The 25,895-nt window shown below is 26.9% G+C and carries 29 protein-coding genes and 1 tRNA gene; 16 read left to right on the plus strand and 14 right to left on the minus strand.

The annotated features are described in order from the left end of the window. Positions 1-77: 77 nt before the first annotated feature. From ACYQ44_RS01265 to ACYQ44_RS01290, 6 genes are read left to right on the plus strand one after another with little or no spacing between them, the layout of a single operon-like run. Positions 78-2,576: an ATP-dependent Clp protease ATP-binding subunit gene (locus ACYQ44_RS01265; RefSeq protein WP_459994664.1), complete on the plus strand. Its 2,499-nt coding sequence runs from the start codon at positions 78-80 to the stop codon at positions 2,574-2,576. Continuing rightward, a complete protein-coding gene (radA, locus tag ACYQ44_RS01270) occupies positions 2,576-3,916 on the plus strand; it encodes a DNA repair protein RadA (protein WP_459994665.1) in 1,341 nt (446 codons plus the stop codon). Before ACYQ44_RS01265 ends, radA begins: the two co-directional genes overlap by 1 nt. Before the next feature lie 11 nt (positions 3,917-3,927). Next, positions 3,928-5,019 (plus strand): DNA integrity scanning diadenylate cyclase DisA, encoded by a 1,092-nt coding sequence (gene disA / locus ACYQ44_RS01275; protein ID WP_459994666.1) that lies wholly within the window; start codon positions 3,928-3,930, stop codon positions 5,017-5,019. Further along, the gene (gene smpB / locus ACYQ44_RS01280; protein ID WP_459994667.1) at positions 5,016-5,465 is read left to right on the plus strand and encodes an SsrA-binding protein SmpB; all 450 of its coding nucleotides are present in this window, start codon (positions 5,016-5,018) and stop codon (positions 5,463-5,465) included. Before disA ends, smpB begins: the two co-directional genes overlap by 4 nt. A gap of 8 nt (positions 5,466-5,473) precedes the next feature. Next, on the plus strand, positions 5,474-6,415 hold the full coding sequence (locus tag ACYQ44_RS01285; RefSeq protein WP_459994668.1) for an ABC transporter ATP-binding protein: 942 nt from the start codon (positions 5,474-5,476) through the stop codon (positions 6,413-6,415). Then, positions 6,403-7,101 carry a pseudouridine synthase gene (locus tag ACYQ44_RS01290; RefSeq protein ID WP_459994669.1) on the plus strand — a complete coding sequence of 233 codons (699 nt, stop codon included), beginning with the start codon at positions 6,403-6,405 and terminating at the stop codon, positions 7,099-7,101. Before ACYQ44_RS01285 ends, ACYQ44_RS01290 begins: the two co-directional genes overlap by 13 nt. Here ACYQ44_RS01290 and ACYQ44_RS01295 read toward each other — a convergent pair. Together ACYQ44_RS01295 and ACYQ44_RS01300 are read right to left on the minus strand one after the other, a co-directional pair. After that, positions 7,036-7,542 carry a prepilin peptidase gene (locus ACYQ44_RS01295; RefSeq protein ID WP_459994670.1) on the minus strand — a complete coding sequence of 169 codons (507 nt, stop codon included), beginning with the start codon at positions 7,540-7,542 and terminating at the stop codon, positions 7,036-7,038. The genes ACYQ44_RS01290 and ACYQ44_RS01295 overlap by 66 nt on opposite strands. Beyond that, entirely contained in the window at positions 7,517-8,590 is a 1,074-nt protein-coding gene (locus ACYQ44_RS01300; protein ID WP_459994671.1) for a tetratricopeptide repeat protein, read from the minus strand. Before ACYQ44_RS01300 ends, ACYQ44_RS01295 begins: the two co-directional genes overlap by 26 nt. Positions 8,591-8,756: 166 nt before the next feature. Between ACYQ44_RS01300 and ACYQ44_RS01305 the strand changes: the two genes are divergently transcribed. The 3 genes from ACYQ44_RS01305 to ACYQ44_RS01315 all read left to right on the plus strand — a co-directional run bounded on the left by ACYQ44_RS01305 (position 8,757) and on the right by ACYQ44_RS01315 (position 10,272). Beyond that, on the plus strand, positions 8,757-9,527 hold the full coding sequence (locus ACYQ44_RS01305; RefSeq protein ID WP_459994672.1) for a metallophosphoesterase: 771 nt from the start codon (positions 8,757-8,759) through the stop codon (positions 9,525-9,527). Positions 9,528-9,633: 106 nt separating this feature from the next. Next, positions 9,634-9,849 (plus strand): 50S ribosomal protein L31, encoded by a 216-nt coding sequence (gene rpmE, locus ACYQ44_RS01310; RefSeq protein WP_459994673.1) that lies wholly within the window; start codon positions 9,634-9,636, stop codon positions 9,847-9,849. A 69-nt stretch (positions 9,850-9,918) separates the two neighbouring features. Further along, positions 9,919-10,272, plus strand: a complete 354-nt coding sequence (locus tag ACYQ44_RS01315) for a S1 RNA-binding domain-containing protein (RefSeq protein WP_459994770.1) — start codon at positions 9,919-9,921, stop codon at positions 10,270-10,272. 40 nt (positions 10,273-10,312) lie between these two features. On the opposite strand, the gene ACYQ44_RS01320 is transcribed toward ACYQ44_RS01315, so the two are convergent. Beyond that, positions 10,313-10,519, minus strand: a complete 207-nt coding sequence (locus tag ACYQ44_RS01320) for an FmdB family zinc ribbon protein (protein ID WP_459994674.1) — start codon at positions 10,517-10,519, stop codon at positions 10,313-10,315. Between the two features lie 192 nt (positions 10,520-10,711). Here ACYQ44_RS01320 and secG point away from each other — a divergent pair, with 192 nt between their 5' ends. From secG to ACYQ44_RS01340, 4 genes are all read left to right on the plus strand, one after another. Beyond that, complete coding sequence (secG, locus tag ACYQ44_RS01325; protein ID WP_459994675.1) at positions 10,712-10,951, plus strand: preprotein translocase subunit SecG; 240 nt, start codon at positions 10,712-10,714, stop codon at positions 10,949-10,951. A 7-nt stretch (positions 10,952-10,958) separates the two neighbouring features. Further along, positions 10,959-12,149 (plus strand): tyrosine--tRNA ligase, encoded by a 1,191-nt coding sequence (gene tyrS / locus ACYQ44_RS01330; protein WP_459994676.1) that lies wholly within the window; start codon positions 10,959-10,961, stop codon positions 12,147-12,149. Between the two features lie 85 nt (positions 12,150-12,234). Next, on the plus strand, positions 12,235-13,176 hold the full coding sequence (locus ACYQ44_RS01335; RefSeq protein ID WP_459994677.1) for an S-layer homology domain-containing protein: 942 nt from the start codon (positions 12,235-12,237) through the stop codon (positions 13,174-13,176). Between the two features lie 118 nt (positions 13,177-13,294). Then, positions 13,295-14,839: a hypothetical protein gene (locus ACYQ44_RS01340; protein ID WP_459994678.1), complete on the plus strand. Its 1,545-nt coding sequence runs from the start codon at positions 13,295-13,297 to the stop codon at positions 14,837-14,839. A gap of 339 nt (positions 14,840-15,178) precedes the next feature. On the opposite strand, the gene ACYQ44_RS01345 is transcribed toward ACYQ44_RS01340, so the two are convergent. Continuing rightward, a tRNA-Asp gene (locus tag ACYQ44_RS01345) sits at positions 15,179-15,255 on the minus strand. Positions 15,256-15,487: 232 nt separating this feature from the next. Here ACYQ44_RS01345 and ACYQ44_RS01350 point away from each other — a divergent pair. The 3 genes from ACYQ44_RS01350 (at position 15,488) to ACYQ44_RS01360 (ending at position 16,516) form a co-directional block, all read left to right on the plus strand. Further along, positions 15,488-15,760 carry an HU family DNA-binding protein gene (locus tag ACYQ44_RS01350; protein ID WP_459994679.1) on the plus strand — a complete coding sequence of 91 codons (273 nt, stop codon included), beginning with the start codon at positions 15,488-15,490 and terminating at the stop codon, positions 15,758-15,760. Positions 15,761-15,821: 61 nt separating this feature from the next. Continuing rightward, the gene (gene crcB / locus ACYQ44_RS01355) at positions 15,822-16,199 is read left to right on the plus strand and encodes a fluoride efflux transporter CrcB (RefSeq protein WP_459994680.1); all 378 of its coding nucleotides are present in this window, start codon (positions 15,822-15,824) and stop codon (positions 16,197-16,199) included. After that, complete coding sequence (locus ACYQ44_RS01360; protein WP_459994681.1) at positions 16,196-16,516, plus strand: DUF190 domain-containing protein; 321 nt, start codon at positions 16,196-16,198, stop codon at positions 16,514-16,516. The genes crcB and ACYQ44_RS01360 overlap by 4 nt, the downstream gene beginning before the upstream one ends. Before the next feature lie 9 nt (positions 16,517-16,525). On the opposite strand, the gene ACYQ44_RS01365 is transcribed toward ACYQ44_RS01360, so the two are convergent. The 10 genes from ACYQ44_RS01365 to ACYQ44_RS01410 form a co-directional block, all read right to left on the minus strand. Continuing rightward, on the minus strand, positions 16,526-16,666 hold the full coding sequence (locus tag ACYQ44_RS01365; RefSeq protein ID WP_459994682.1) for a hypothetical protein: 141 nt from the start codon (positions 16,664-16,666) through the stop codon (positions 16,526-16,528). Between the two features lie 148 nt (positions 16,667-16,814). Continuing rightward, positions 16,815-18,200, minus strand: coding sequence for a hypothetical protein (locus ACYQ44_RS01370; protein ID WP_459994683.1), 1,386 nt, complete (start codon positions 18,198-18,200; stop codon positions 16,815-16,817). A 13-nt stretch (positions 18,201-18,213) separates the two neighbouring features. Next, the gene (locus ACYQ44_RS01375) at positions 18,214-19,458 is read right to left on the minus strand and encodes a DUF58 domain-containing protein (RefSeq protein ID WP_459994684.1); all 1,245 of its coding nucleotides are present in this window, start codon (positions 19,456-19,458) and stop codon (positions 18,214-18,216) included. 8 nt (positions 19,459-19,466) lie between these two features. Next, positions 19,467-20,399, minus strand: coding sequence for an AAA family ATPase (locus tag ACYQ44_RS01380; RefSeq protein ID WP_459994685.1), 933 nt, complete (start codon positions 20,397-20,399; stop codon positions 19,467-19,469). A gap of 176 nt (positions 20,400-20,575) precedes the next feature. Then, positions 20,576-22,180, minus strand: a complete 1,605-nt coding sequence (locus ACYQ44_RS01385; RefSeq protein WP_459994686.1) for a hypothetical protein — start codon at positions 22,178-22,180, stop codon at positions 20,576-20,578. A 9-nt stretch (positions 22,181-22,189) separates the two neighbouring features. Continuing rightward, positions 22,190-22,942 (minus strand): ABC transporter ATP-binding protein, encoded by a 753-nt coding sequence (locus tag ACYQ44_RS01390; protein WP_459994687.1) that lies wholly within the window; start codon positions 22,940-22,942, stop codon positions 22,190-22,192. 13 nt (positions 22,943-22,955) lie between these two features. Next, positions 22,956-23,684, minus strand: coding sequence for a LytR/AlgR family response regulator transcription factor (locus ACYQ44_RS01395; protein WP_459994688.1), 729 nt, complete (start codon positions 23,682-23,684; stop codon positions 22,956-22,958). Between the two features lie 4 nt (positions 23,685-23,688). After that, positions 23,689-24,687, minus strand: coding sequence for a sensor histidine kinase (locus ACYQ44_RS01400; protein WP_459994689.1), 999 nt, complete (start codon positions 24,685-24,687; stop codon positions 23,689-23,691). Further along, the gene (locus ACYQ44_RS01405) at positions 24,677-25,225 is read right to left on the minus strand and encodes a hypothetical protein (RefSeq protein WP_459994690.1); all 549 of its coding nucleotides are present in this window, start codon (positions 25,223-25,225) and stop codon (positions 24,677-24,679) included. Before ACYQ44_RS01405 ends, ACYQ44_RS01400 begins: the two co-directional genes overlap by 11 nt. Continuing rightward, positions 25,226-25,882 carry a hypothetical protein gene (locus ACYQ44_RS01410; protein WP_459994691.1) on the minus strand — a complete coding sequence of 219 codons (657 nt, stop codon included), beginning with the start codon at positions 25,880-25,882 and terminating at the stop codon, positions 25,226-25,228. Positions 25,883-25,895: the final 13 nt, after the last annotated feature.

Here is a 25,895-nt window from a genome sequence, read left to right on the forward strand (position 1 = left end):
TATATTTATTTAAAATTAAAGACTTCATAATTTAGTGAAAATGTGTTAAAATATTAATTAGTTATGGAGGTGATAATATGTTTGATAACTTTACTGATAGAGCGGCAAAAGTCTTCATCGAAGCACAAAATGAAGCTAGATTTATGGGACATCCATACGTTGGCACAGAACATCTATTATTAGGACTTTTAAAGGTTAATGGAAAATACTTATCTCAAATATTTTCATATTATAATTTAACATATGGCAAAATAAAATCTGAAATAACAAATATAGTTGGTGTTAATGCATCTCATAACATTGTAGGTTCTTCTCCTCAACCTACTCCAAGAGCAAAACGAATTATTGAGCTTGCATATGATGAATCGGAGATTCTTGGCACTTCTCAAATAGATGCTGAACATCTTTTATTAGGTATATGTAGAGAAGGTGAGGGAATTGCTGCACACGTATTAAGAAGATTAGGTATTAATCTTGTTGACATGAGAAAAAAACTTGCCGATTTAATGTTAAACAAAAGTGAATCAATGAAAGGTGATGTTTCTTCTTTCGAAGAAGAAGACGAAGAAAGGTTGAGACAAAGGCAAAATGCTCTTAAACAACTAGAAGGTTATGGTGTCGATTTAACTGAGAAAGCCGCTAAACAGGAATTAGATCCTGTTATAGGCAGGGAAGTTGAAATTAGAAGATTAATGGAAATTCTAGCCAGAAGAAAGAAGAACAATCCAGTATTAATCGGTGAAGCTGGCGTTGGGAAAAGTGCAATTGTAGAGGGTTTAGCTGAGAAAATTGTAAAAGGTGATGTGCCTGAAGTTCTAAAAAATAAATGTATTTTTTCTCTTGATTTAACCTCATTAGTTGCGGGAACTAAATATCGTGGCGAATTTGAAAAAAGAATGAAAAAATTAATGCAAATTCTAGAAAAAAATAAAGATATTATATTATTTATAGATGAATTGCATATGATAGTTGAAGCTGGTGCCGCCGAAGGTTCTTCTATGGATGCTGCAAATGTTTTAAAACCCGCTTTAGCTAGTGGGAATATAACTGTAATAGGTGCTACAACCCCTTCTGAATATAGAAAATTTATAGAGAAAGATCCTGCATTAGAAAGGCGTTTCCAGAAGATCTATGTTAATGAACCAAATTACGAAGAGGCTTTAGCTATTTTAAAAGGTATAAAATCAAAATATGAAGAGCATCATAAAGTAAAATATACAAACGATGCTTTAGAGGCAGCCGTTAATCTATCATTAAGATATATAACTGATAGATTTTTACCTGATAAAGCTGTAGATTTAATAGACGAAGCTGGTGCAAGAATAAGATTAAATGCTTTAACTTTACCAAAAAGCTTAAAAAATATGTTAAATAAAATAACAGAAATGGAAAATAAAAAAGATTATTTGATGCAACAGGATAAATATGAAGAAATAGAAGAATTAAAAGATGAAATATCTAAATTAAAGAAAAAATATACAAAAAAATATACCGAATGGAGAAAAAAAGCTGAAAAAGAAATTATAGAAATTACAGATGAACATATTTCTGAAGTTGTATCAGATTGGACTGGAGTTCCACTAAAGAAATTGGAGATGTCTGAAATGGAAAGATTGCTCAATCTCGAATCGGTATTACACGAAAGAGTTATTGGACAACATGAAGCTATAAATGCGGTCTCAAAAGCCATTAGACGTGCAAGAAGTGGGATAAAAGATCCAAAAAGACCAACCGGAGTATTTTTGTTCTTGGGTCCTACAGGTGTTGGTAAAACCGAATTGGCAAAAACCATTGCTGAATACTTATTTGGTGACGAAAAGGCTTTAGTCAGAATAGACATGTCTGAATATATGGAAAAATTCAATGTTTCTAGATTAGTTGGAGCTCCTCCGGGTTATGTAGGTTATGAAGAAGGTGGACAATTAACCGAAGCAGTTAGAAGAAGGCCTTATTCTGTTATTCTTCTTGATGAAATCGAAAAAGCACATCCAGATGTCTATAATATATTACTACAAATAATGGATGATGGAAGATTAACAGATTCCCAAGGTAGGGTTGTTGATTTTAGAAATTCTATCATAATTATGACAAGTAATTTAGGAAGTTCGGTAATTAATAGAACAAAAAGATCAATGGGTTTTGTTGATGAGGAATCTGAAGAGAAGAAATATAATGAAATAAAATTATCAGTAATGGAAGAAGTTAGAAAAGCTTTCAAACCAGAGTTTTTAAACAGATTAGATGAAACTGTTGTTTTCCATCCTCTTACAAAAGAAGATATGAAGGAAATAATAAAAATTCAATTGAAAGATTTAGAAAATAGATTGAAAGAAAAAGATTTACATTTAAAGTTCAAAGAAGAAGCTATTAACCTATTAATAGAAAAAGGGTTTGATCCGATATTTGGCGCCAGACCTTTAAAAAGATCTATTCAAAAGTACCTTGAAGACCCCCTCTCTGAAGAAATATTAAAAGGTAGATTTCAAGAAGGCGATAAAGTAATAATTGATGTAAAAAATAACAATATTCATTTCAAAAAAGGAAGAAAAAGAAATCCTAAGCAGAAGGTGCTATAATGTCAAAAAAGAAACAAAATTATTTTGTCTGTTCAGAATGTGGTTATGAAAGCACTAAATGGTTTGCAAAATGCCCTTCATGTAATGAATGGAATACCGCGGTGGAATTCACCGCGGATGTTTTTGATGATACAGTAAAGACTTCCCCTTCAGAAATATTATTTTTAACTGATAATATAAAAGAACCTGTTAAGATCAAAACTGGATTTAAAGAATTAGATGATATTTTATATGGTGGATTTGTAGAAAGTGCTGTTTACCTATTAGCAGGGGAACCTGGAATTGGAAAAAGTACTTTATTAACCCAAATTTCGTCTAATATAGGAAAAGAAAAAAATGTAATTTATGTTTCTGGAGAAGAATCAGCAGAACAAGTTTTTCAAAGATTTAAAAGACTTAATGAAAATATAAATAAAAATAAGATTGGTTTAGTATTCGAAAATTCTCTCGAAAAATTTATATCTTTAATAGAAAATCTTGAGGAAAAGCCAGACTTACTAATTATAGACTCTATTCAAACTATAAAATCTGATAAATTTTCTTCTTATGCTGGCAGTGTTTTGCAAGTAAAAGAAGCAACCCGATATCTTTCAGAATATTGTAAAAAAAATGGTATAACTTTAATTATTGTAGGACATGTTACAAAAGGCGGTATTATTGCAGGGCCAAAAATTTTAGAACATATGGTTGATGCTGTATTACAATTTGAGCTTGAAAAAACCTCCGGATTGCGCATGCTAAGAATTCTAAAAAATAGATATGGTCCAACAGATGAAATTTTGATGTTCGAGATGACTCAAACAGGACTAAAAGCTATTTCTGAATACACGCATTATTTTTTAAAAGATTATAAAAATGCTTCCGGTAATGTTTTAACTATTGTAAAAGAGGGAAGTAAATTAATTCCAATTGAAATACAGGCTTTAGTAAGTAAACCTGTATACGGTAATCCCAGAAGAGTTACCTCTGGTGCCCCTTTAGATAGATTATTAATGATAATAGCTGTATTAAGCAAACGCTTAAGATTACCTTTTGAATCAAAAGATATATTTTTAAGTACATCTGGAGGTTTTAAAATCTCTGATACTTCAAGTGATTTAGCTATAGCATATGCTTTACTGTCTTCATTATTCGATATTTCAACCTCTAATTCTATAATTGTATTAGGGGAGATAGGATTAGATGGAAACATAAGGAATATAAGGAACTTAGACAAAAGAATCGATTTTGCAAAAAAATTAGGTATAGAAAATATAGTTATTCCAAGTTCAAAAGAAAATTATGAAAAAACATTAAAAATTAAAAATCTAACGGATTTAGTAAAACGATTTTTTGGATAGAGGTGATTAAAATGAAAGATTTTTTTTCAGATATCCTTAATTTTCTCGCTCCAGGTAAAAAATTAAGAACTGGTATTGATCTAATAATTTCCGCTAACTTGGGTGCATTAATATTTTTAACCGATAATGCAGAGGGACATTTAGAAAATGGATTAATACAATTAGGATTTATTATAGATACCGATTTTGAACCAGAAAGATTATATGAATTAGCAAAAATGGATGGTGCCATTGTCTTAAATAAAGACGCAACAAAAATTTTATATGCTAATGCCCAATTAAATCCTTCAAGTAATATTCCAAGTTATCAGACAGGCATGAGACATAGAACTGCTGAAAGAATGGCTAAACAAACAAATGAAATTCTTATTGCTGTCTCCAAAAGACGAAATCAGGTATCTATTTATCAAGGGAATCATAGTAGAATTTTATATCCTGAAATTATTATATTACCAAGATTAAATCAGGAAATTGCGGTTGCTCAAAGATATAAGCAGGGATTTTTTGATTTGTTGTCAGAAATAAACATTTCTGAAATGGAAAATAGAGTTATATTATCAAATGTAGTTGAAGCAATATCTAAGGGATTTATGACATTAAAAGTTGCTGAAAAAGCTGAAAAATATTTAATGGAATTAGGAGAAGCTGCTGAGAGCTCTAGGCTTGAAATAAATGAAATTTATAGAATCACCCCCCGATATTTAGGTGCTTTAATCATGGATTATTCAAAAAATTTATTGGATTTTCAATACCCTCAAGATTCCTTAACATTATTCGATGGATTAAAAACTGAAGATTTTTTAAATATGAAAATAATTGCTAAAAAATTAGGCTATGATATTGAAACAGAAGACGACTTAGAAGAATTTTTTGTTGCACCTAGAGGATTTAGATTATTGTATTCTACACGAATACCTTCAATTATTGTAAGAAATGTTGTAGAAACATTTAAAAATTTAGATACTTTAATGAAAGCTAATATGGATGAATTAATTAATGTCCCAGGAATTGGTAAAAAAAGAGCTGAAAGAATAAATAGAGCTATAAAGAGAAAAAGTGAATTTTCTGAAAAACTTTCTTCTGAAACGGAGGATAAAGAATGAAAATTATAACGAATAATAAACACGCTACATATCAATACCATATATTAGAAAAATATGAAGCTGGCATTGAATTACTTGGATCAGAGGTAAAATCTTTAAGAGATGGTCGTGTAAACTTAAAAGATGCTTTTTGTAAAATTGAAAATGGTGAAATTTTTTTATATAATGCTCATATCAGTCAATACAAAAATGCCTCTGTTTTTAATCATGATCCAGAAAGACCTAGAAAATTATTAATGCATAAATATGAAATTTTGAAATTAGATCAAAAAGTAAAAGAAAAGGGATTAACTATTATTCCTTTGAAAATGTATTTCAATGAAAAAGGATTAATAAAAGTAGAAATCGCCCTTGTAAAAGGTAAAAAATTATATGATAAAAGAGAAGATATTGCAAAAAGAGATTTGGAAAGAAGAATTAAAAAAAGTATTAAATATGATATGTGAGGTGCATTATGATCAAAGCTATTGAAATGAAGAATGTTACTAGAAAATTTGGAAATGTTATTGCATTAGATAATATTAATTTCGAGATAGGCGAAAGCAAAATTGTAGGACTACTGGGTCCTAATGGAGCAGGAAAATCTACTTTAATGAAAATAGTATCAACTCTAATTTTACCTTCATCAGGGGAAATAAATGCTTTTGGCATTAATGTAATAAAAGAAAAAAATAAAGTTAGAAAAATTATAAGTCTAGTTTCTGATTATACTGTTTTAGAAGATGATTTAACTCCTTATGAAAATCTTATCTTATTTGGAAAAATAAGTAATGTCAGAGAAAATTTACGTACAAAAGCTTTAAATTTGCTCGAAGACTTTGGGCTTTCTCAATATAAAAACAGATTGACTAAAAATCTTTCATCAGGAAATAAACAAAAACTAAATATTGCTAGATCATTGATAAAAAATCCTAAACTTCTTTTGTTGGATGAACCTACTATTGCAATTGATGTAGAAACATCAAGATTTATTAGAGAATATATTTTGGATGAAAATTTAAAAAACAAAAAAACCATATTAATATCATCACATTATATGTGGGAAGTAGAACAAATAGCTTCTGAAATTGCTATTTTATTAGATGGGAAAATCATTGCACATGATAAAATGATAAATATTATGAAAAAATTTGAAAATGATATTTCTATTATAGAAGTTGAATTAGAAAATTCTGAATATTTGTCTTCACTTGAAAATATTAAAAATAACGAAAATATTTTTGGTTTAAAAATTTTATCTTCTACTACCGCTATAATAGAAACACCTTTAAAATCTAAACAATTTGAAGAACTTTTAAAAAAATATAATATAAAATGTTCTTACAGGAGTATGAAAATTTCATTAGAAGATGTATATTCGTATATAACAAAAGGAAGAAAAAAATGGAAAGATTAGATAAGTTTTTAGCAAATGCTAAGATAGGTTCTAGAAAAGGCGTAAAACAATTAATTAGAAAAGGATTAATTAGTGTTAATGGAAAAGTAATTAAGAAGTTTGATTTTAAGGTTAGTGAAGATGATACTATCGAATATAATGGTAAAAAAATTGAACATCATAAATATATATATATTATACTTAATAAACCAGTTGGATATTTATCTTCAACTTATGATAATAAGGACAAGTATGCTTTACAGTTAATAAACCATAAATATAAAAACGAATTACGAATTGCTGGAAGGTTAGATAAAGATGCTCATGGATTATTATTTTTAACAAATAATGGTAATTTAATTCATAAAATAATATCTCCTAAAAAGAATATATTTAAAACATATATAGTTAAAGTAAAAGGATTAATTACAAGAGATAAAATAAAAAAATTAGAAATGGGTATTCAGTTAAAAGATTTTAAAACAAAACCCGCTATTATAGATAAGATTGAAAATAACATCATAACAATTAAAATTTCTGAAGGAAAATTTCATCAAATAAAAAGAATGATGAAAGCTATTAGCTTAGAAGTGATTGATCTAAAAAGGATAGCAATAGGTAATCTTTTTCTCCCAAATACTTTAAAAGAAGGAGAATGGGTGGAAATAGATCATCCAAATATTTTCGGCAATAGTTCCCCAGAATAAATAATATCCGAGGGGAACCTTTTTTTTTCTTTCAAAAATTAATCCTATTAATGCTGAAAACATCATTATATAAAAAACATTAATTCCATAAATTAATGACAATACAAATATCAACTTTAGATCTCCATAACCTAATTTATCTTTTTTAGCATAATTAAGTAATAAGAATATTAATAAAACACCTATAAAAATATTTAATATATTCGTATCAAAAATTCCAAATATTATAACAAAAAATAATAATATATCTGAAATATAGAAAGTATTATAATCAATAAAAGCTATCAACCCTAGTAACAATATTATAATATTAATTTTTCCTAATAATATATATGCAAAAATAACTCCCGAAAAAATCGGGAGTAAAATTAATTTATTTTTTAAAAAAGCTTTTATAATTATATTTACATCTTCATTAATCCACAAGAATATCTTTTTCATCTTCTTTAAGAACATCTTCTAATATATTTTTCATACCGTAATAATACCATGGAAACTTTTCTTTAATCTCTCTAATAACTAATTTTGCTTCTTCCTTTTTCCCATTTTTCAAAAGCGGAATCGATAGTAAGATTCTAAAATGTTCATATTCATTATTTTTATTTAAAAATTTAATTATAAATTTTTCTACCTTGTCATATTTCCCATTTTGGAACATTATTTTAGCCCATATTTCAACATCACTTACATATTCTGGTTGAGACTTTGCAATTTCTTCTTTTAATTCTTCAGCTTCAATATTCCTTCCAAGTTTTTTGTATATTTCCATAAGTTCATATTTTGCTAAAATACTCTTAGGATACTTATTTAAGAACTTTTCCAATATTCTTGCAGCTTTTTTAAAATTTCCACATTGACTATAAGCATCTGCTATTAGAAAATACGTAACCGTATTTTCTGGCATTAACTCCACTTCTTTTAACCAAATTTCCGCCGCTTTTTCATATTCTCCTAAATTGAAATATGTTTCTCCTAACTCTGATAACGCTGCATAATTCCACGGATCTTGTTTTACTGCTAATTCAAGATATTTTTTTCCATCTTCTAAATTACCCTCTTCTACTAAAACTGACCCCAAAACTTCGTAAGCTGGTGTATAATTAGGATCTATTTCTATCATAAATTTTATTATTTCTTTTAATTCTTTAAAATTATGATGATCAGCATAATCTAGGATAATATCATATAACTCATTTAAAGTTGCATGGTTAAAGTCAGAAGGTCTTAATTCAAATTCATTTAAATAAGATAAAAACTCCGAAAAAATAAAAGGTTTTGTAACAAAATTAGAAATTATTCCAGGAATATGGTCAGAAAGCTTTCTTATTTTATTTGCTTCAGTCATAAGTTTCTTCTTACTCTTCAAATCTGCCATCATTAAATCCAAATCTCCTTCATACATTACATCTGCTAATATAACTGGAAAAACTGTGTTTGTATTTAATTCAATCTTTTCACCTTTTAAATTTAATATTGTCACTGTTTCCATCTCTGTCCCCCCCTTAATTTTTTAATATATTCGTAATTTTATTTTATCATTTTTAACATAGAATAATAAACGTTATAATTACTTAAATATTTTAATATCAATGAATAAGATATAAATATTTATAATTATTTAAGAAAATCTAAATATACATTAAGGATGGAAAAGTATGAAATATTTACGTTTAGCTATATTAATAATATTTATGACCATAATTTATGCTTTTTTTATAGAACCTTTTTCTATTCAAAAAAATTATTTAGAGATTAATATTCCCGAATTAAATAAAAATATAAAAATAGCCCATATTAGTGATCTTCACATATATAAATATATTTTTTTTCATAATAAAATTATAAAAAAATTAAAAGATGAAAAACCTGACTTAATACTTTATACAGGAGATTCTATAATTAAAAACACAGATAAAAATAGTCTTAACCTCTTCTTTGAAAAATTAAGCAAAATAGCGCCTGTTTATACAATTTACGGAAATTGGGACTACTATAATTTAAATATGGTAAATGATGTATATAATAAAAACAACATACATGTAATAAACGATAATACAATAAATATATATTTTAATGATTTCTCATTAAATTTAATCGGATTACCTATATACAAAAAAATTAGCTTTATTGACACATCACCAGCAAGTTATACTATTGTATTAGAGCATATCCCTGATACTATTTTTTATAATAAAGAAATCTTTGATCAAGCCAACTTAATATTAGCAGGACATACGCATGGTGGGCAAATATATATTCCATTAATTACAAAATTTTTTCTAAAAAAATATGCTTTCTATTTAAAAGGACGAAAAGATTTTTCAAAAAATAAAATAATGTATATCAATAAAGGATTAGGTTCATGGTTTAATTTAAGATTATTTTCTTCACCTGAAATCTTAATTATAAAACTATCTCATAATTAAATTTTAATATAATTGTTTATTAAAATATAAATTCATCCTTGACTAAGAAAAGAGAATATGTTATAATTTGTCAGACAAAAAATATTATAATATAGAGGTGAAGAACATGAAAAAAGGAATACACCCCGAAATGAAGCTCATTACTGTAAAATGCGCATGTGGTGCTGAACATCATCTTTATAGTACCGAAGAAAACTTCCGTGTTGATGTATGTTCAAAATGTCACCCATTTTATTTAGGTGAAACAAGTTCTCAAATTATCGATACAGAAGGTAGAGTTCAAAAATTCAAAAACAAATATGCAAAATTTCTCAACTCATAAGTGGGAGGATAACCTCCCATATTGTTATATATAAATTATTTTATGGAGGTAGTATTTGTGGCTAAAAGTATGGCATTTGGAGAAACTGTGAAAGTAACGGTGAAAGACATTAAAAAATTCGGAGCTTTTGTTACATTAGAATCAGGTGAAGAAGGTTTTATTCACATTTCAAAGATTTCAAATGACTATGTAAAAAACATCTCAGACTTTTTAAAAGTTGGTCAAGAACTCGAAGGAAAAATTATAGGAAAAACAAAAGATGGTAAAGTTGAACTTTCCTTAAAAACTGAGGATGTTCAAGAAGAAAAAAAAGACGATGAATTCGAAAAGAAGCTTACAAGATTTTTGAGAGACAGTGACAGAAAATTATCAGAGTACTCCAGAAGACTTGATAAGAAAAGAGGTGGCAAGGGGAAAAGATAATTATTTATAATCCAGGGGGATAATAGGCGGCAGTTGCCGCCTATTTTTTTTCACTTGTTGTATTACTTGAATTTTTAGAATCATTTATATAAAAACCATTTCCTTTAAAAGAGATACCTACTTTACCTATTCCTTTCTTCGCAACATTACCGCATTTTTCACATAATATTTCTGGCGTTTCACTCATTCCATGCATAACTGTAAATTCATAACCACAGCTATCACAAACATATCTATATATAGGCATGCAAACACCTCCTATCTTTTTTTCTAATAAATTTTAACAATATTATGTTTAAAAACCTTTTCATACAAATTAATTTCACAAAACGATAATCTCAAAATTATATTTGAATTTAATTTTACTTGAATTCTTGTGACTTTTAGTGTATAATATTTTTGAGAAAAAAGAACATATTATACAAAGGAGGAAGATGAAGTGTCTATTTTAACAATATTAGCTGTCATTGTTCACGTAATTCTCTCTATCGCTTTAATTTATTTTGCATTACAAAGAATGCAAAAAAATGCTGAGTTAGGTGGAGCTTTTGGTTCTGGTGCATCACATACAATGTTTGGTAGAGAAAAAGGTTTTGACCCTGCTGCAAAAATGGCATTATGGACTGGAGTTTTATTCATGATTTCTTGTTTTGTAACAGCTGCACTTCTTGCGAGGTGAATAAATAGTGGATTTTGAAAAACACTTTGAAATAATAAAAAGAAATGCTGTCGATTTAATAACCGAAGAAGATTTAAAAGAACGTTTAAAATCCAAAAAGCACTTAAGAGTAAAATTAGGCGTTGATCCTTCAAGGCCTGACCTTCATTTAGGTCATGCTGTAGTTTTAAAAAAGCTAAGAGAATTTCAAGATTTAGGTCACCAGGTGGTTTTAATCATTGGAGATTTTACTGCTAGAATTGGTGACCCTTCAGGTCGTTCTAAAACAAGACCTATGCTAACTAAGGAAGAAGTTGAACAAAATGCTGAATCATATAAAAAACAAGCTTTTAAAATTTTAGATTCTGAAAAAACTGAAATTCGTTTTAATAGTGAATGGTTAGACAAACTTACATTTTATGATGTTATAAAGCTTTCATCTAATTATACAGTTGCAAGAATGCTCGAAAGAGATGATTTTGCAAAACGTTTATCAAACAATGAACCTATTAGTGTTTCTGAATTCATGTACCCATTGGCTCAGGCTTTCGATTCAGTAATGGTGGAAGCAGATGTTGAAATAGGTGGAACTGATCAACTATTTAATTTGCTTGTTGGAAGAAAAATTCAAGAGGCATATGGTCAAGAACCACAAATTGTCTTAACTATGCCAATAATTGAAGGAACAGATGGAAATTTAAAAATGAGCAAATCTTATGATAATTATATTGCTTTTGAAGATGAACCTTTTGATATGTATGGAAAAGTAATGTCTATACCAGATACATTAATAATAAAATATATGAGATTGGCTACAGATGTTCCAGAAGAAACTATTAAAGATTATGAAGAAAAAATAAAGAATAATTCTATTAATCCTAGAGATATAAAAATGATATTAGCTTATGAAATCGTTAAATTTTTCCATAATGAAGAAAAAGCAAAATATGCACAAAATGAATTTATAAAAGTTTTTCAAAAAAAAGATATACCTGATGAAATGGAAGAAATTGTTGTAGAAAGTCCTATAACAGCTATTAATCTATTAATGAAAACCAAATCTATTTCGAGCAAGAGCGAAGCTAAAAGGCTTATAAATCAAGGGGCCGTTAAGTTGAATAGCTCCAAAATTAATGATCCTTTCCAATTATTAGAAATTAAAGATGATGAAATACTAAGAATTGGAAAAAGAAGATTTTTTAAACTAAAAACTCATTGACAAATTCTTATCTTTTTATAGTATAATATATAGTGTGTTTTAATAACAAAAAAAAATTCAAAATTTAAAAGAGGGGGTAGAGTGTATGCGTAAAACATTGTTAGTATTGGCATTAGTTCTTTTCGGAGTATTATCATTTGCATTTAAAGATGTTCCTGAGGATCATTGGGCATATGAGTATGTTATGGATTTAGCAAATAGAGGCATTCTTCCTATGGAAGATAATTTTAATCCAGATGTTGTTTTAACAAAAGCTGAAATTGCAGTATTATTATCAGACACATTAACATATGTTGAAAATGATCCAGTTTTAGCAAAAGCTGAAGATATTAAAAGAGTAGAAACTGTATTAAAAATGTTAGATAAAAAATTAGCAGATTTAAACATGGTTACAGATGAAAAATTTAATGCATTCGGAGTAAAATTAGGTGCAGTTGAATCTGCAGTAACAGCTAATCAAAATGTATTAATCAATTTAACAAAAAAAGTTACTATGTTAGAAAAGGATTTAGATGCATTAAAAAGCAACTCTTCAAGAAGCTATTTAGAATTAAAATATACTGTTCTTGATCTATCAGATAGATTAAATGTTTTACCAAAATTAAGTGATGATGTTGCTGTAAATATTGAAAACATTGATGGTTTATGGGAAGAATTAGATACAGTAAAATCTGATTTAGATTATGTAGCTGGTATGAATTCAAAAGAACATCAAGAATTAAAAGATATGCTTTCAATGAAAGCTGATATGGAGACTGTAGATAAATTATCTAAAGATTTAGAAAAAACAAGTAATAAACTTGAAGAAGTTACAAAAGTTGCTTATAGAGCATTTAATAATGCAGATATGGTTGTTGAAGATATGTTAGACCTTCAAGATCAAGTAGATGAATTATCTGATAAAATATCAACTGTTGATGGAAAAATTTCTGCTAATGAAGACGTTGCAAAGAAAGCAAATATGTTAGCAATTGCTGGAATAGCATTAGCTGGAGTTGCAATTGTTATTCCTTTTGTGATGAAATAATATATTGCGTGATTAATTAATTTAACGTTAAAAACTCTTGACTTTTATTTACAAATGTGATAAAATAATTGCAGTTTATATCAAATTAAATTAAATTATATTTAAGGAGGTTGTTTAAATGAAGAAGATTCTTGTTTTAGTCATGGCATTAGCATTTATCGTATCTGCATTTGCGGCTACAGAAGTGCCTGCAACATTATCAGTTACAAATCCTGTATTTGAAGGAACTGTAAGTTTTGAAGTAGGTTTTGATGAAAATGGATTAGATTTGAAATTGGATAATGGATTATCAATTAAAACTGCATTTAGTGCAACATATTCAGCCCCACTTGAAGGAAAAACAGATGGTATGTTAACAGTTTCTTTATCAGGAGATTTAGTTACTGGTGCTCCAAGCTTAGATAGTATTACATATGAAGACGCAATGTTAAAAGCATTGTTTAACAACGGTGGTATGTTGGATTACTCAACATATATTTTATATAACACATATGATGCTGATGGAAATGCACAATTACCTGCAATAGGTGACAGATATGCTTTAGTTACATTAAAAGATTTTGATGCAGAATTTTTATATGTTGATTTAACATCAGGTTATGATGTTAATGCAGATGCAACATCATCAGATAATCCTGTAATGTTAAATGGTGATTTATTAGCTGGTAAAAAAGATTTATCAATTTCAATGTTTGATGCTAATTTAACTGCAGCTGTATGGGCTTCTGAAGCAACAAGATTAGCAATTGCTGGTCCAGCTACAAAAACAGGGTTTGCATTTTCTGCAGAATTAGCAGGTAATGATGCTTTAGATGGATTAACAACTGATGTATTCTTTGGTTCTCATGATGGATCATCATCATATTTTGTTTCTTCAAGTTTTTCAAAAGATTATGGAACAGGAATGTTTACAGTAACACCTCATATGACATTTGATTATGCAAAGTCTGCTACATTGCCAGCATTCATTAAACCTGTTACAGATGCAACAGAAGTTACGTTTGGAGCAGATGTATTATCAGATTTTGGTGTTGCTGGAAGTTTAACCTTAACAGATACAGTTACATTACCATTACCAGGCGATATGACATATACATATGCTGTTGAATATGCAAACAAAATTCATGATTTATTCAACATTGAAAGTGTTAAAGTTTCTAAAGCTGATGGAACAGAAATTGCTTCTCCTTTAAATTTATCTGCAAAAGTTTCTGGTTCTACAACAATGGATATGGTATCAGCTGCTTATGATGTAACATTAAATTCAGTTGCTTTAGATAAAGTTTCAGATGATTATGCTGTAGATATTCATGCAAATGCAGGATATGAAGCAGATATGGTTACAGTATCATTTGATACATGGTATAAATTATATGCTGCTACAAAAGATGCTACAAATAATTTAGGTTATATGGTTTCTGTAACAGTTAAACCTGTAGATAAAGTTGCTTTAGATTTATCTGTAAAGAACTTCAGCGATACAGATACAGATGGAAATTACTTTGAAGAAACATTTAATGAACCAGCTGATTTCTTATACGTTGCTGAGTTAACATACATGCCAAATGATTCTATTACGACAGGCTTACATTTAAGCAATGCTGTATATGGTGGAAAAGACTTCTACTGGAATGCATATGTAAAAGGTTCAGTAAGTTTCTAATAATAAATAATAAATCCCGGCAAAAGCCGGGATTTATTATTTTAATATATAATAATATTTTAAGTCTAAATTTGGAAAAATTATACTGTAAATTTGAATGGTGAAGAGAATAAAGATTTTTATATCAATACTAATTGTGGAATTTTGGTTATAAGAATTAAATGTTATTGACCATGAAATGAGAAAAGGTTTTGAATTTGGAATTTTACATAAAATAGATGTAACTCCATCAAGCGATGAAGCATTTGAATATAATGAATAAAATAACTTCTCTTCATATGAAGAGAAGTTATTGATGTTAGTGTTGTGAAATAAAAAAACTCTCCTTACGGAGAGTTCTGGCGGGGACGACGGGACTCGAACCCGCGGCCACCGGTGTGACAGACCGGCATGCTAACCAACTGCACCACGTCCCCAACTGACCGAGTATATTTTACCAAAAGAAATATTACAATTCCAGTCCTAAGTGGTTTCTAAATAATGACGTGTTTTTTAGTATTTTTTTAATGAATAAATGCTTCTTTTGGTAATTTTAAAATTTTTATACAAGAAAAAACGCTAAAATTTACATTAATACTTGATTTTAAGAAAAAAATGTGGTAAAATTCCTTTGAAATGCGTTTATATCAATATATAGGGGGTGCATGTATGAACAAAAAAGAACTCGTTAGTGCATTAGCTGAAAAAGTTAATGTTACAAAAAAAGAAGCTGCTTTATTCGTTGATTCTTTCGTAGAAGTTGTATCAGAAACTTTAGGAAAAGGTGAAAGTGTTAAAATTGTTGGTTTTGGAACATTTGAAGTTGTTGAAAGAAAACCAAGAAAAGGTGTTAACCCACAAACAAAAGAAGCTATTGAAATTCCTGGTGGTAAAGTACCTAAATTTAAAGCTGGTAAAGAATTAAAGGCAAAGGTAAAATAATTGTCACTATTTAAACGGAGCCCTGCTGGCTCCGTTTATCTTTACATGTGGAGGTATGGTTATGTCTTTAATATATATTGGTCTTGGAGGTTTTTTAGGAGCCATTTCAAGATATCTTTTATCAAAATACATAAACAACTATTTTTCTTTATCTAATATTCCTTATGGTACATTGTTCGTTAATTTATTAGGTGCCTTTATTTTAAGTTTTTTAATGTCCTTAAGCATCCATAAATTAGAAATACCAAAAAACTTTATGTTATTTTTTGCTACTGGATTTATTGGTTCTTTTACAACTTTTTCCACTTTCATGTATGAAACTATAATTTTAAACGAAGAATCTTTTGGTTTTTATTCTATTTTGTATCTATTTATAAGTGTTTTTTTAGGGCTTTTACTTGCATTTTTAGGCTATACATTAGGGAGGATTGGATCATGAATTTTTTAAGAATATATTTGGGAGAAACTGATCATTGTGGACATGAGCCTGCATATAAACATATTGTAAAGTTATGTTATGAACATGGAATAAAAGGAGTAACAGTTTTAAAAGGTATTATGGGATTTGGTGAAAAACATCATGTTCATAGAGCAGATTTTTTTACTTTAAGTGAAGATTTACCTATAATTATTGAAATAGTAGATGAAGAGGATAAAATTAAATTATTAATTGAGGAAATAAAAAAATGTAATTTCGATGGACTTGCGGTATATTGGAATGTAAATGCTATTAGAATAAAAAAAGAAGCCCTTTAACTGGGCTTCTTATATTAGGTTATTATTCATATATATATTTTCTAGTGCTTCTTCTTTAAAGTTTTCTACGAGACCATCTACCTCATTTTCAGATGCTTTATTTAACATATAATCTAATTTTTTATTTAAAAAATCCTTTATGATTCTCATATTTTCCCCCTCCTTTGAATATCTATCTTTATTATATATTCAAAAGAATACGATTCGGTATCCGAACTATTATATTATATTATTAGTGTGTTTTCATTTTGATGAATCAACACATCCTTTTAATAAAAAAGACACGTTATCGATATGACTAGTTAATATTATTTTTGTCTTTAAAATAATCTATGCTTTTAATAATAATTCTCTTTATTTCCTCATGTGTATAATCATAATTCTTCTCTCCATATTCTTTTAGAACAAAAAGATTTGTTAAAAGTTCAAATTCTTCTGGATATTTTATTCTGTATAATAACTCATACGGCGTTAAATGAGAAAATGTATTAAAAAATTGCTTTCTAATATATTTATAACCAACATCTATTAAATTAGGGATTTCTTCTTCTTCATATTTATCCACAGAGAAATTGTCTATAAATTCTTTTTCTTTTTCTTGTGTTTTCATAAATTTGACTATAATAAATGTTATTAAAATTCCAAATAATATTGAAATTCCCAAATAAAACCATTTTATTTCCTCATATAATTTCACAAAAGCAGTCCTTGGTGATGAAACTATTTCTCTAAAAATATTCATTTTCTGCTCTGAAGTCATTGCATTATAATTAGAAAGCTGATCCGAAGGATTAATAGAATTTATCGCTTTATCGACCATTGGTGGTCTTCCTCTTTTCATATATACAATACCTGTTCCCATTAAAACTAAGATGGAAAAAAATATTATTATAGATACTATTACTTTTTTTCTTTCATTTTTTGTTAGATATTTCCAAGTTATATATGCTGTAATTATAGCAATAATTCCACCTATTAAGATATTAATTATTATTATTAAATCTACTATTCGATTATTTGTTTTAATCATTGTTTTTTCTTCAACATTTATTTCGCCTAAAAATTCATTTTTTTTCTTTTCAACTACAGTTTTTTTTGTTTTATATTTTTCGCCTTCTAAAACTTTATTTACTTTTGAATTTTCAATTTGTTTTTCTTTCAATAATTGAGTGTCAGGTGAAAATTTGATGTTTTTAAACGGATTATAATATGTATTAAAATTCCAGATGCTAAAAATAATAAATACTGAATATATTAAAATAACTATTTTTTTATTTTTTTGTTCTTTTAAGAGCTCAAACAAAGATATCATCAATGCTATTAAAGGAAAAACCGGGTTAATTAAATTTCTAAGCATTATTATAAAAATTAAAAACAAAAATGTAAACTTTATTACGTCTTTCGGCTGTTCCGGTAGATAATAAGATAATACTGTAATTGCTATTATATTTAAGCTATAATATAAATTTCGTGATTCCACAGCATTTAACAGGAAAAAAGTAAACATAAATATTCCAAATAAAGCAAGAAAGGCTATATAATATGGCATACCAAATTTTCTAATTCTTATATATAAAAATGAAAATAATACACCCATTAATAAAAGAACTATACCTGAATCTAAATTAAAAGGAATAAACGTCAGGAAAATTGAAATAAGATATATCATTCTCTGTTTTTTCAATGAAATCCCCCCATTAAATTGTTTTGAATACTTCTGTTAATGAGTTATTTGGAGATACAAGTCTAACTATTATATGATTTTCTTCTAATAAAATTGCTTTTTTTTCAAGATCAATAGCTTCTATTCTAAACATATCATGTTCTTTTATATCTAATTTTCCTTCATGTTCTATTCTGAAACCATAAGGCATTATTAATACTATAACTTTAGAAGCTTTTGCTCTTAACTTGATTAAATCAGGGATAATTACATCTGTCAAATGAATGGATATTATAATAACAGTATCTTCATATGTAAAGTATGGAAGATCTTTTTCTATTACTTCCTTAAGTCTATATTTTGGATCTTCTGTTCCAGTTGCTATTGAAAGAATATCATAATAATTTATCCAGTCATTTGAGGTTATTCTTTTTAATTCTTTTCCAATAACCACCAAATTAACGTCTTCATGTTTTAATTTTTGATTTCTAATTATACTTGCAGCAGCTTTTAACGCATATTCTTCATATATTTTTCTTTCACTCTTCCAAAATATATTATTTTTAGGAATTCCATCAGGAAGATTTAAATCTACAAACATATAAATTTTCCCTGTAGACGTATAAGAATATTTTTTTACCATTAATTTATCATATTTTGCAGATACCTTCCAATTAATTCTATTCATAGGTTCATTATTATATTCATCTATATTTTCAACATAAGTTACATCTTCTAAAACTCTAATATTTGATTTTTGCCCCGGAAGCAACTTTTTTAAACTTTCTTTATTAAATTCCGAATAAATAAATTCCGGTAAAACCTCTATAGTTTTTTCTACTTTTTTTGTTTTCCAGAATTCAAATCCCAATGGGGTTTTATAATTTATACTAATATATCCAATTTTCTTAATACCTCTTGTTCCAAATGAAGTTATAAATATAAGTTTTTTCTTTTCTTGAGCAGATAATTTTAATTTTTGAAATGGAGGTTTTAATCTGCTTAGTAAATTTGATGGTGATACAGTAATAATAATATCCTCATTAGAATTATTTTTTAAGTAAATTCTATATTCAAATTCTTCCTCAATAAAGCATTTTTCATATTCTAAATCATATTTTATTTCCAAATTTTCAAACACCTTTTTTTTCTGAAAAAATTCGTACCATCCAAATATAACTAAGGTTAATAGTAATATTGTATAATTACTAAAATAAAATATATTAAATAATATAGATAATATACTCATTAACACTAAGCCTTTGATTTTATATTTCATATTATCATCTACTTTATTACCTTTATTTCATCTAATATTTCATTTATTAATTTATATGCAGATACTTTTTTTATCTTAGCTTCAGCTTTTAAAATTATTCTATGAGATAAAACATATGGTGTTATTTTTTTTACATCATCTGGTATCACAAATTCTCTTCCTTCAATTGCTGCTATACTTTTTGCTAATTGCATTAATGCTATTGAACCTCTAGGACTAGCTCCAACTTTAATATCTTTATGATTTCTTGTTCTATTTACAATATCAACTATATATTTTTTAATTTCATCTCCTACCAATACATTTTTTATTTCTTCTTTTATCTTTTTTATTTCTTCAATATTAGAAACACTTTTTATTTCATAAATCGGATGCTTTTTTTCCTGAGAATTTAACATATTAACTTCATTTTCAATATCTGGGTATCCCAGACTAAGTCTGATCATGAACCTATCCAGCTGTGCTTCAGGCAACGGAAAGGTCCCTTCAAATTCAATTGGATTTTGTGTTGCGATAACAAAAAAATTATCATCCAGTTTATGTGTTATTCCATCTATAGAAACCTGATTTTCTGCCAAAGATTCCAATAATGCTGATTGAGTTCTGGGTGTAGCCCTATTAATTTCATCACCTAACAAAATATTTGTAAAAATAGGTCCTTTTTTTAAAACAAATTCATTTTTATTTTTATCATATATATATAATCCTATTAAATCATTAGGTAATAAATCAGGAGTAAATTGTACTCTTTTAAAATCTAAATCAAAAGATTTTGCTAGCGCTCTAGCTAACATTGTTTTTCCTGTACCTGGAACATCTTCAAGCAATACATGACCATTAGAAAAAAATGCAGCTAAAACAATCTTTATAGGTTCTTCCTTTCCTTTAATAACCATCCCCACGTTATTTATAATTTTTTCTGATAAATCAGCTGTAAACATAGTTCACCTCCAAAATGATTAATTAAATAAAAAATATTAATAAAAAATACAATTAAAATTATATCATAAAAAAATGCTCCCGTTCGGGAGCAAATGTGGTTAATATTATTATTTATATTAAGGGGTTGTAATATAATTATAAATTATTTTTCTTAAAATTAGCTTAGAATAATTTTTCATTCCCATTGCTTCATCCTTTCTTTTACGTTATTTAATTCTTTATAAGATAAATATACTGTCAAAAGTATTAAAAAAATAGGTAATGCAGCACCAATAAGGTGATATAAAATTTTTGAATCAAATAATATATCTATAAATCTATTTTTTAAATTGATATTTTTTATTGAACTTAAATATAAGTTTCCAGGTAGAAATATTCCAAAACCAAGTCCCATTATAATGCCTTCTAATGCAAAAACCTCTTTTCCACTTATTATATTTTTTTGAGAAAGATCTCTTTTTGGATTTTTTAAATACATACTAACTCCTAAAATTGAAGAATATACTATCATCAAAAAAACTGGTATAATTCCAATAAAAATTTGTACAGTTGATTTTTTGAACAAAAAAGATAATAAAGCTAAACCTATATATTCTCCAGAGAAAATTATTATAGGAATTAAAACTTTTGAAAATGTCAAATTTTTAAAAGATAATGGATATAATTTTGGAATAGGCCAAATTTTTCCTTCATAAGACATTGAATATATACCAAGCATCGCAGCATAAATTGATGAAATCATAACAAATACTAAACTCATTATTTCAGTTGATTCAGAGGTAAAAATAAAAATCAAAGGCAAAAATATTGGATATAAAATTAGGAAAAATGTTTGTGAATCCCTGAAAAGGAGTTTAAAATCCTTTTTAAATGTGGGGAATTTTGTGGTTTTAAAAATAATTTCAGAATTTGCTTTTTTACTTTTCTTTCTTGACGTAGATAATTCAAGATTATTTGAAATTTTGTATATAATGTATCCTAATATAAAAATAATAACATATATAGAAACTAGAGCTAAAATACTCCCATTCATCGCCAGTATTATCCATGTATGTGGCCATAAAATATTTAACATTACATTGGATAAATTCTTTAAAGAATCAACTAGTTGCTGTAGAGATGTATTTTCTAAAGATCTTGGTATTATGTTTGTTATACCAACATATAAAAATACGCTTAAAAAATACATTATCATAGTCATTCTTTTTGCTGATGTTTTAGTTAAAAATTTAGAAAATAGTACACCACCTAAATTTGAAATAACTAAAAGGAATAAAATGTAACCTATTGCTGCAACTAAAGAAAGTAAAATATTAGTTTTCGCGATAATGGCATATATGATAAAATTTGGTATCATCATTCCTAATGGTAATCCCGCCATAACTAAACTATCAATAGCACTTGAAATGTAAATAGAAGATCTTTTTAGAGGCATGGATAATAAAATTTGAGTCATATCACTTTCATATAAATTTGCTACGATTGCAGGAGAATAATTTAAAAAAAACATAAATCCCATTAATAAAAACCACATACCAAAAACAACATCCAATATAGTCCATGGAAGATCTAATCCAAATTGAGTAAAAGGTATATTTAAATCTTTAAATAAAAAATACATTATCGGTGAGAGTGTTGCGCCAAATATTATAGCAGGCACTATATAAGCCATCAAAGCATTTAAAGGGCCACTTTTTTTATATGTTCCATCTTTTTTCTTTTTAGGTCTTATTTTATTTTGATATGAGTATTTTAAAATTAACCATATTTTATTTTTCATCCAATCACCTCATAATTCCTTTATAATATCATCTAATTCTCCAGCACCTGTTAATTCAAGGAACAAGTCTTCAAGTGACTGATTTTCCCCAGCTTTTGACAATTCTTTTAATTCAGTTAGTGTACCTTCTGCTATTAATTTTCCGTTTGAAATTATACCTATTCGATCACACATTTTTTCTGCTATTTCTAAAATATGTGTTGTTAAAAATATGGTAGCACCTTCTTTGGAATATTTTTCTAATAACATTTTCAATATTTTTGCTGATTTGGCATCTAACCCTACTGTTGGCTCATCTAAAAATATAACTTTTGGTTTTCTCATTAAAACAGAAGCTACCATTAATTTTTGTTTCATACCATGTGAATAATCACCTATGAATGAATCTAGATAATCAATTTCAAATACTTCACAAATTTCATCAAGACGTTTTCTTGTTTCCGTTTTATCAACTTCATAAATATTCATTATAAACTCAATAAATTCTGATCCTTTTAAATTTTCATACATTTTGGGTTCATCTGGAACTACACCTATATTAGCTTTTATTTCAATTTCATGATTTCTCATATTCATTCCAAGAATTTCAATTTCACCATTTGTAGGTTTTAATGTTCCTGTTAACATTCTAATAGTTGTAGTCTTTCCAGCACCATTGGGTCCTAAAAAACCGTATATTTCACCACTTTTAATATCCAAATTAATATTATCTACTGCAATAAAATCTCCGAATTTTCGTACTAAATTTTTAGCTTTAATCACAAAAACACCCCCGTTAAAATTTAAATTTTTCTCTTATTTGATGTAAATAATTTCTACCTATTTTTAATTCTATTCCATTATCCAATTCTAAAATATATTCTCGTGTAAAAATTTTCTTAAAACGTTTTATATGCTCTATAGATACAATATAACTCTTATGTATTCTAATAAATTTATCTGGATTGAGAATTTTTTCTAAATTTTTTAATGTATTATCATAATAATACTCTTTATCTATAGTACATAAGAAAACATATTTATCTTCTGCTTTAAAATAATAAATTTTTTCTTCTGGTATAATAAAAATCATATCTCTATCTTTTATAGAAAATTTTTTTAAATAGTCATTGTGAATAATTTTTTCCAACAACTCTTTATTTATAACTTGTTTTCTTTTTAGCACCCTTTCAATAGATATTTTCAACCTTTTTAAATCAAATGGTTTTAATAAATAATCAACTGCATTTTCTTCAAATGCTTTTATTGCATGTTCTTGATATGCAGTTACAAAAATCACTAATGGTTCATACGAAATTTCTTTTAAAATATCAAATCCATTTTTCCCTGGTAAATTAATGTCGAGAAATAATAAATCAGGATGTTTTTTTTCTATTAATTCAACCGCTTCTTCACCTTCTCTAGCTTCTCCAATTATATTAATATAATCAAAATTATCCAAAAGTTTTTTTAACCTATTTAATGAATGTTCTTCGTCCTCAACAATAATACTATTTATTAACATACTTTCATCCCCCAATTATTATTGTTGCTTTTATTCCAGAAGGTGAATTTTGTTCAAATTTGAGTTCTGATATATCATACATTAAATCTAATCTATTTTTTATACTTACAAGACCGAATCCAAACCAAATGTCTTCAATTTTCCCTATGCCATTATCAGAAACTTCCAATATAACAAGTCCTTTTTTCTTAATAGCAGAAATAACAACTTTTCCACCATCTTTTTTTCTTGAAATTCCATGTATTATAGAGTTTTCAACAATAGGTTCTAATATTAAAGGTGGCACTTTCAAATGTTTCAAATCATTATCTATTTTAAATTCACATTTAAGTCTATCTCCTAATCTAATTTTTTCTATTTCAAGATATTCTCGTATTAAGTTAATTTCTTCTTCTAAAGGAATTAAATCTATGTCTGAGGAATATAATATTTTTCTATAAATATCTGAAAGATTTATTATTATTTTTTCCATTTGTTCAGGATTTTCCTGACCTATCTCTAACAAAGTATTCAATGTATTAAATAAAAAATGAGGATTTAGTTTTGATCTTAATGCAGATAGTTCTGCTTTTAATTTTTCGTTTTTTAACCTTTCATTTTTCTTTATCTCTTCACTAAGTTTTTTATATATTATTATAATTGATAGTATTAATAATAACAGTACAATTAGAGTTATTAAAAATAAATATTTATATGAGGGAATAATATTAAAAGCTAATAGATTTGACATAATATATTCTGAGATAACTATACCAGAAAAAAAACTAAAAATCAAAATTAAAAAATGAATTACTTTATTTAAAATTTTTATCTCTATTTTTATAAATAAACTCAAAAGCTTTTCTAGTATAAAATATATTATTCCTATTGAGTTAGTAAAAATTTCTGCAATTAATAAACTGTACCATAAATTAAAATATGGCGAAAAAATATATATTAATAAAACTATTAATATAGAAAACACTTGATTTTCAAGTAATACTTTATATAATTTATTCTTCATTATAAATCATCCTATAATACTGAGATTTTTTATATTTTCTTAATTCTTCCAACATTTTTTTGCTTCTTTTTGGATTTTTTGTTTTATAAATATTTGATAATTTATATAATATTTCACCAAAATCAAAATTATTTTTAAATTTTTCATCAGCTCTGATATAAATATATTCAAAATCATTTATAAATATATCTTTAGAAAAATCAAAACTTAGCATTTCATATACTGTTTTCCCTCTAATATAACGATAAAGAAGGTTGTCAAAATCACTTTTAACAACCTCTTTCATTTCAATCATCCCTAAATATATATAATAATATTTTAAAGGTAAAAACCATTCATACTTTGATTTTTTAATTAGAATGCTTCCATATAACAATTTATGATCTTTATTCTTTAAATCAAGAATTTCTATAATTTTATTAAAATCTTTTTTTTCAAAAGTATCAAATTTTTTTATATAATATAACATAATCTCATCATATGCAAAAGATGTTATTATAATAATCAAAAATATAAATAGAAATATCTTATATTTCATTTAGAACCCCCACATAACACCAGCCCCAAAAGAGTAATAATAATTATAATTTGGTATATCATCAGCAATTGAATACACACCTTCAATTTTCCAATTTTCGGGTGAGTAATTATATACAAATTTTCCTTGTAATACAATACTTAAAAAGTCAGAAATATATAATTGAAGATTTATCCTTGGAGATACACTAAATTCTTCCCTAGTTAATTCTACCACATACGGAACAGAATCAACATTATTTACAAAATCATCTAAAGTTTTCCCATTTTTTGAATCTTCCACCTTTTTGCTTATAACAGCATCACTTCCGCCAATTCCCAATCCAATATCCAAACCAAAAATATTAAAGATATTTACATGTCGCCCAAATATAAAATATCCTTGACTAACAGTCATTTTATAATTATCTTTTTCTACTGCACCGCCAAAACCTTCACCGCCCATAAAACTACCATTTGGCATAACTCCAAATCCCCCACCACCATGTAAAATCATATCACTAAAAGATATCTCTTTTAATGGGTTTATTTGTTTCACTTGAACTGCAGGGATGTAGTTAATAAAATAACCACCACCACCAAAATTGATTGAAAAACCATAAATAGATGTTGCTAATAATAAAACTAATAATGTTTTACTAAAAATGTTCTTTTTCATAAAAATCTCTCCT

Source organism: Marinitoga arctica (assembly GCF_054657315.1).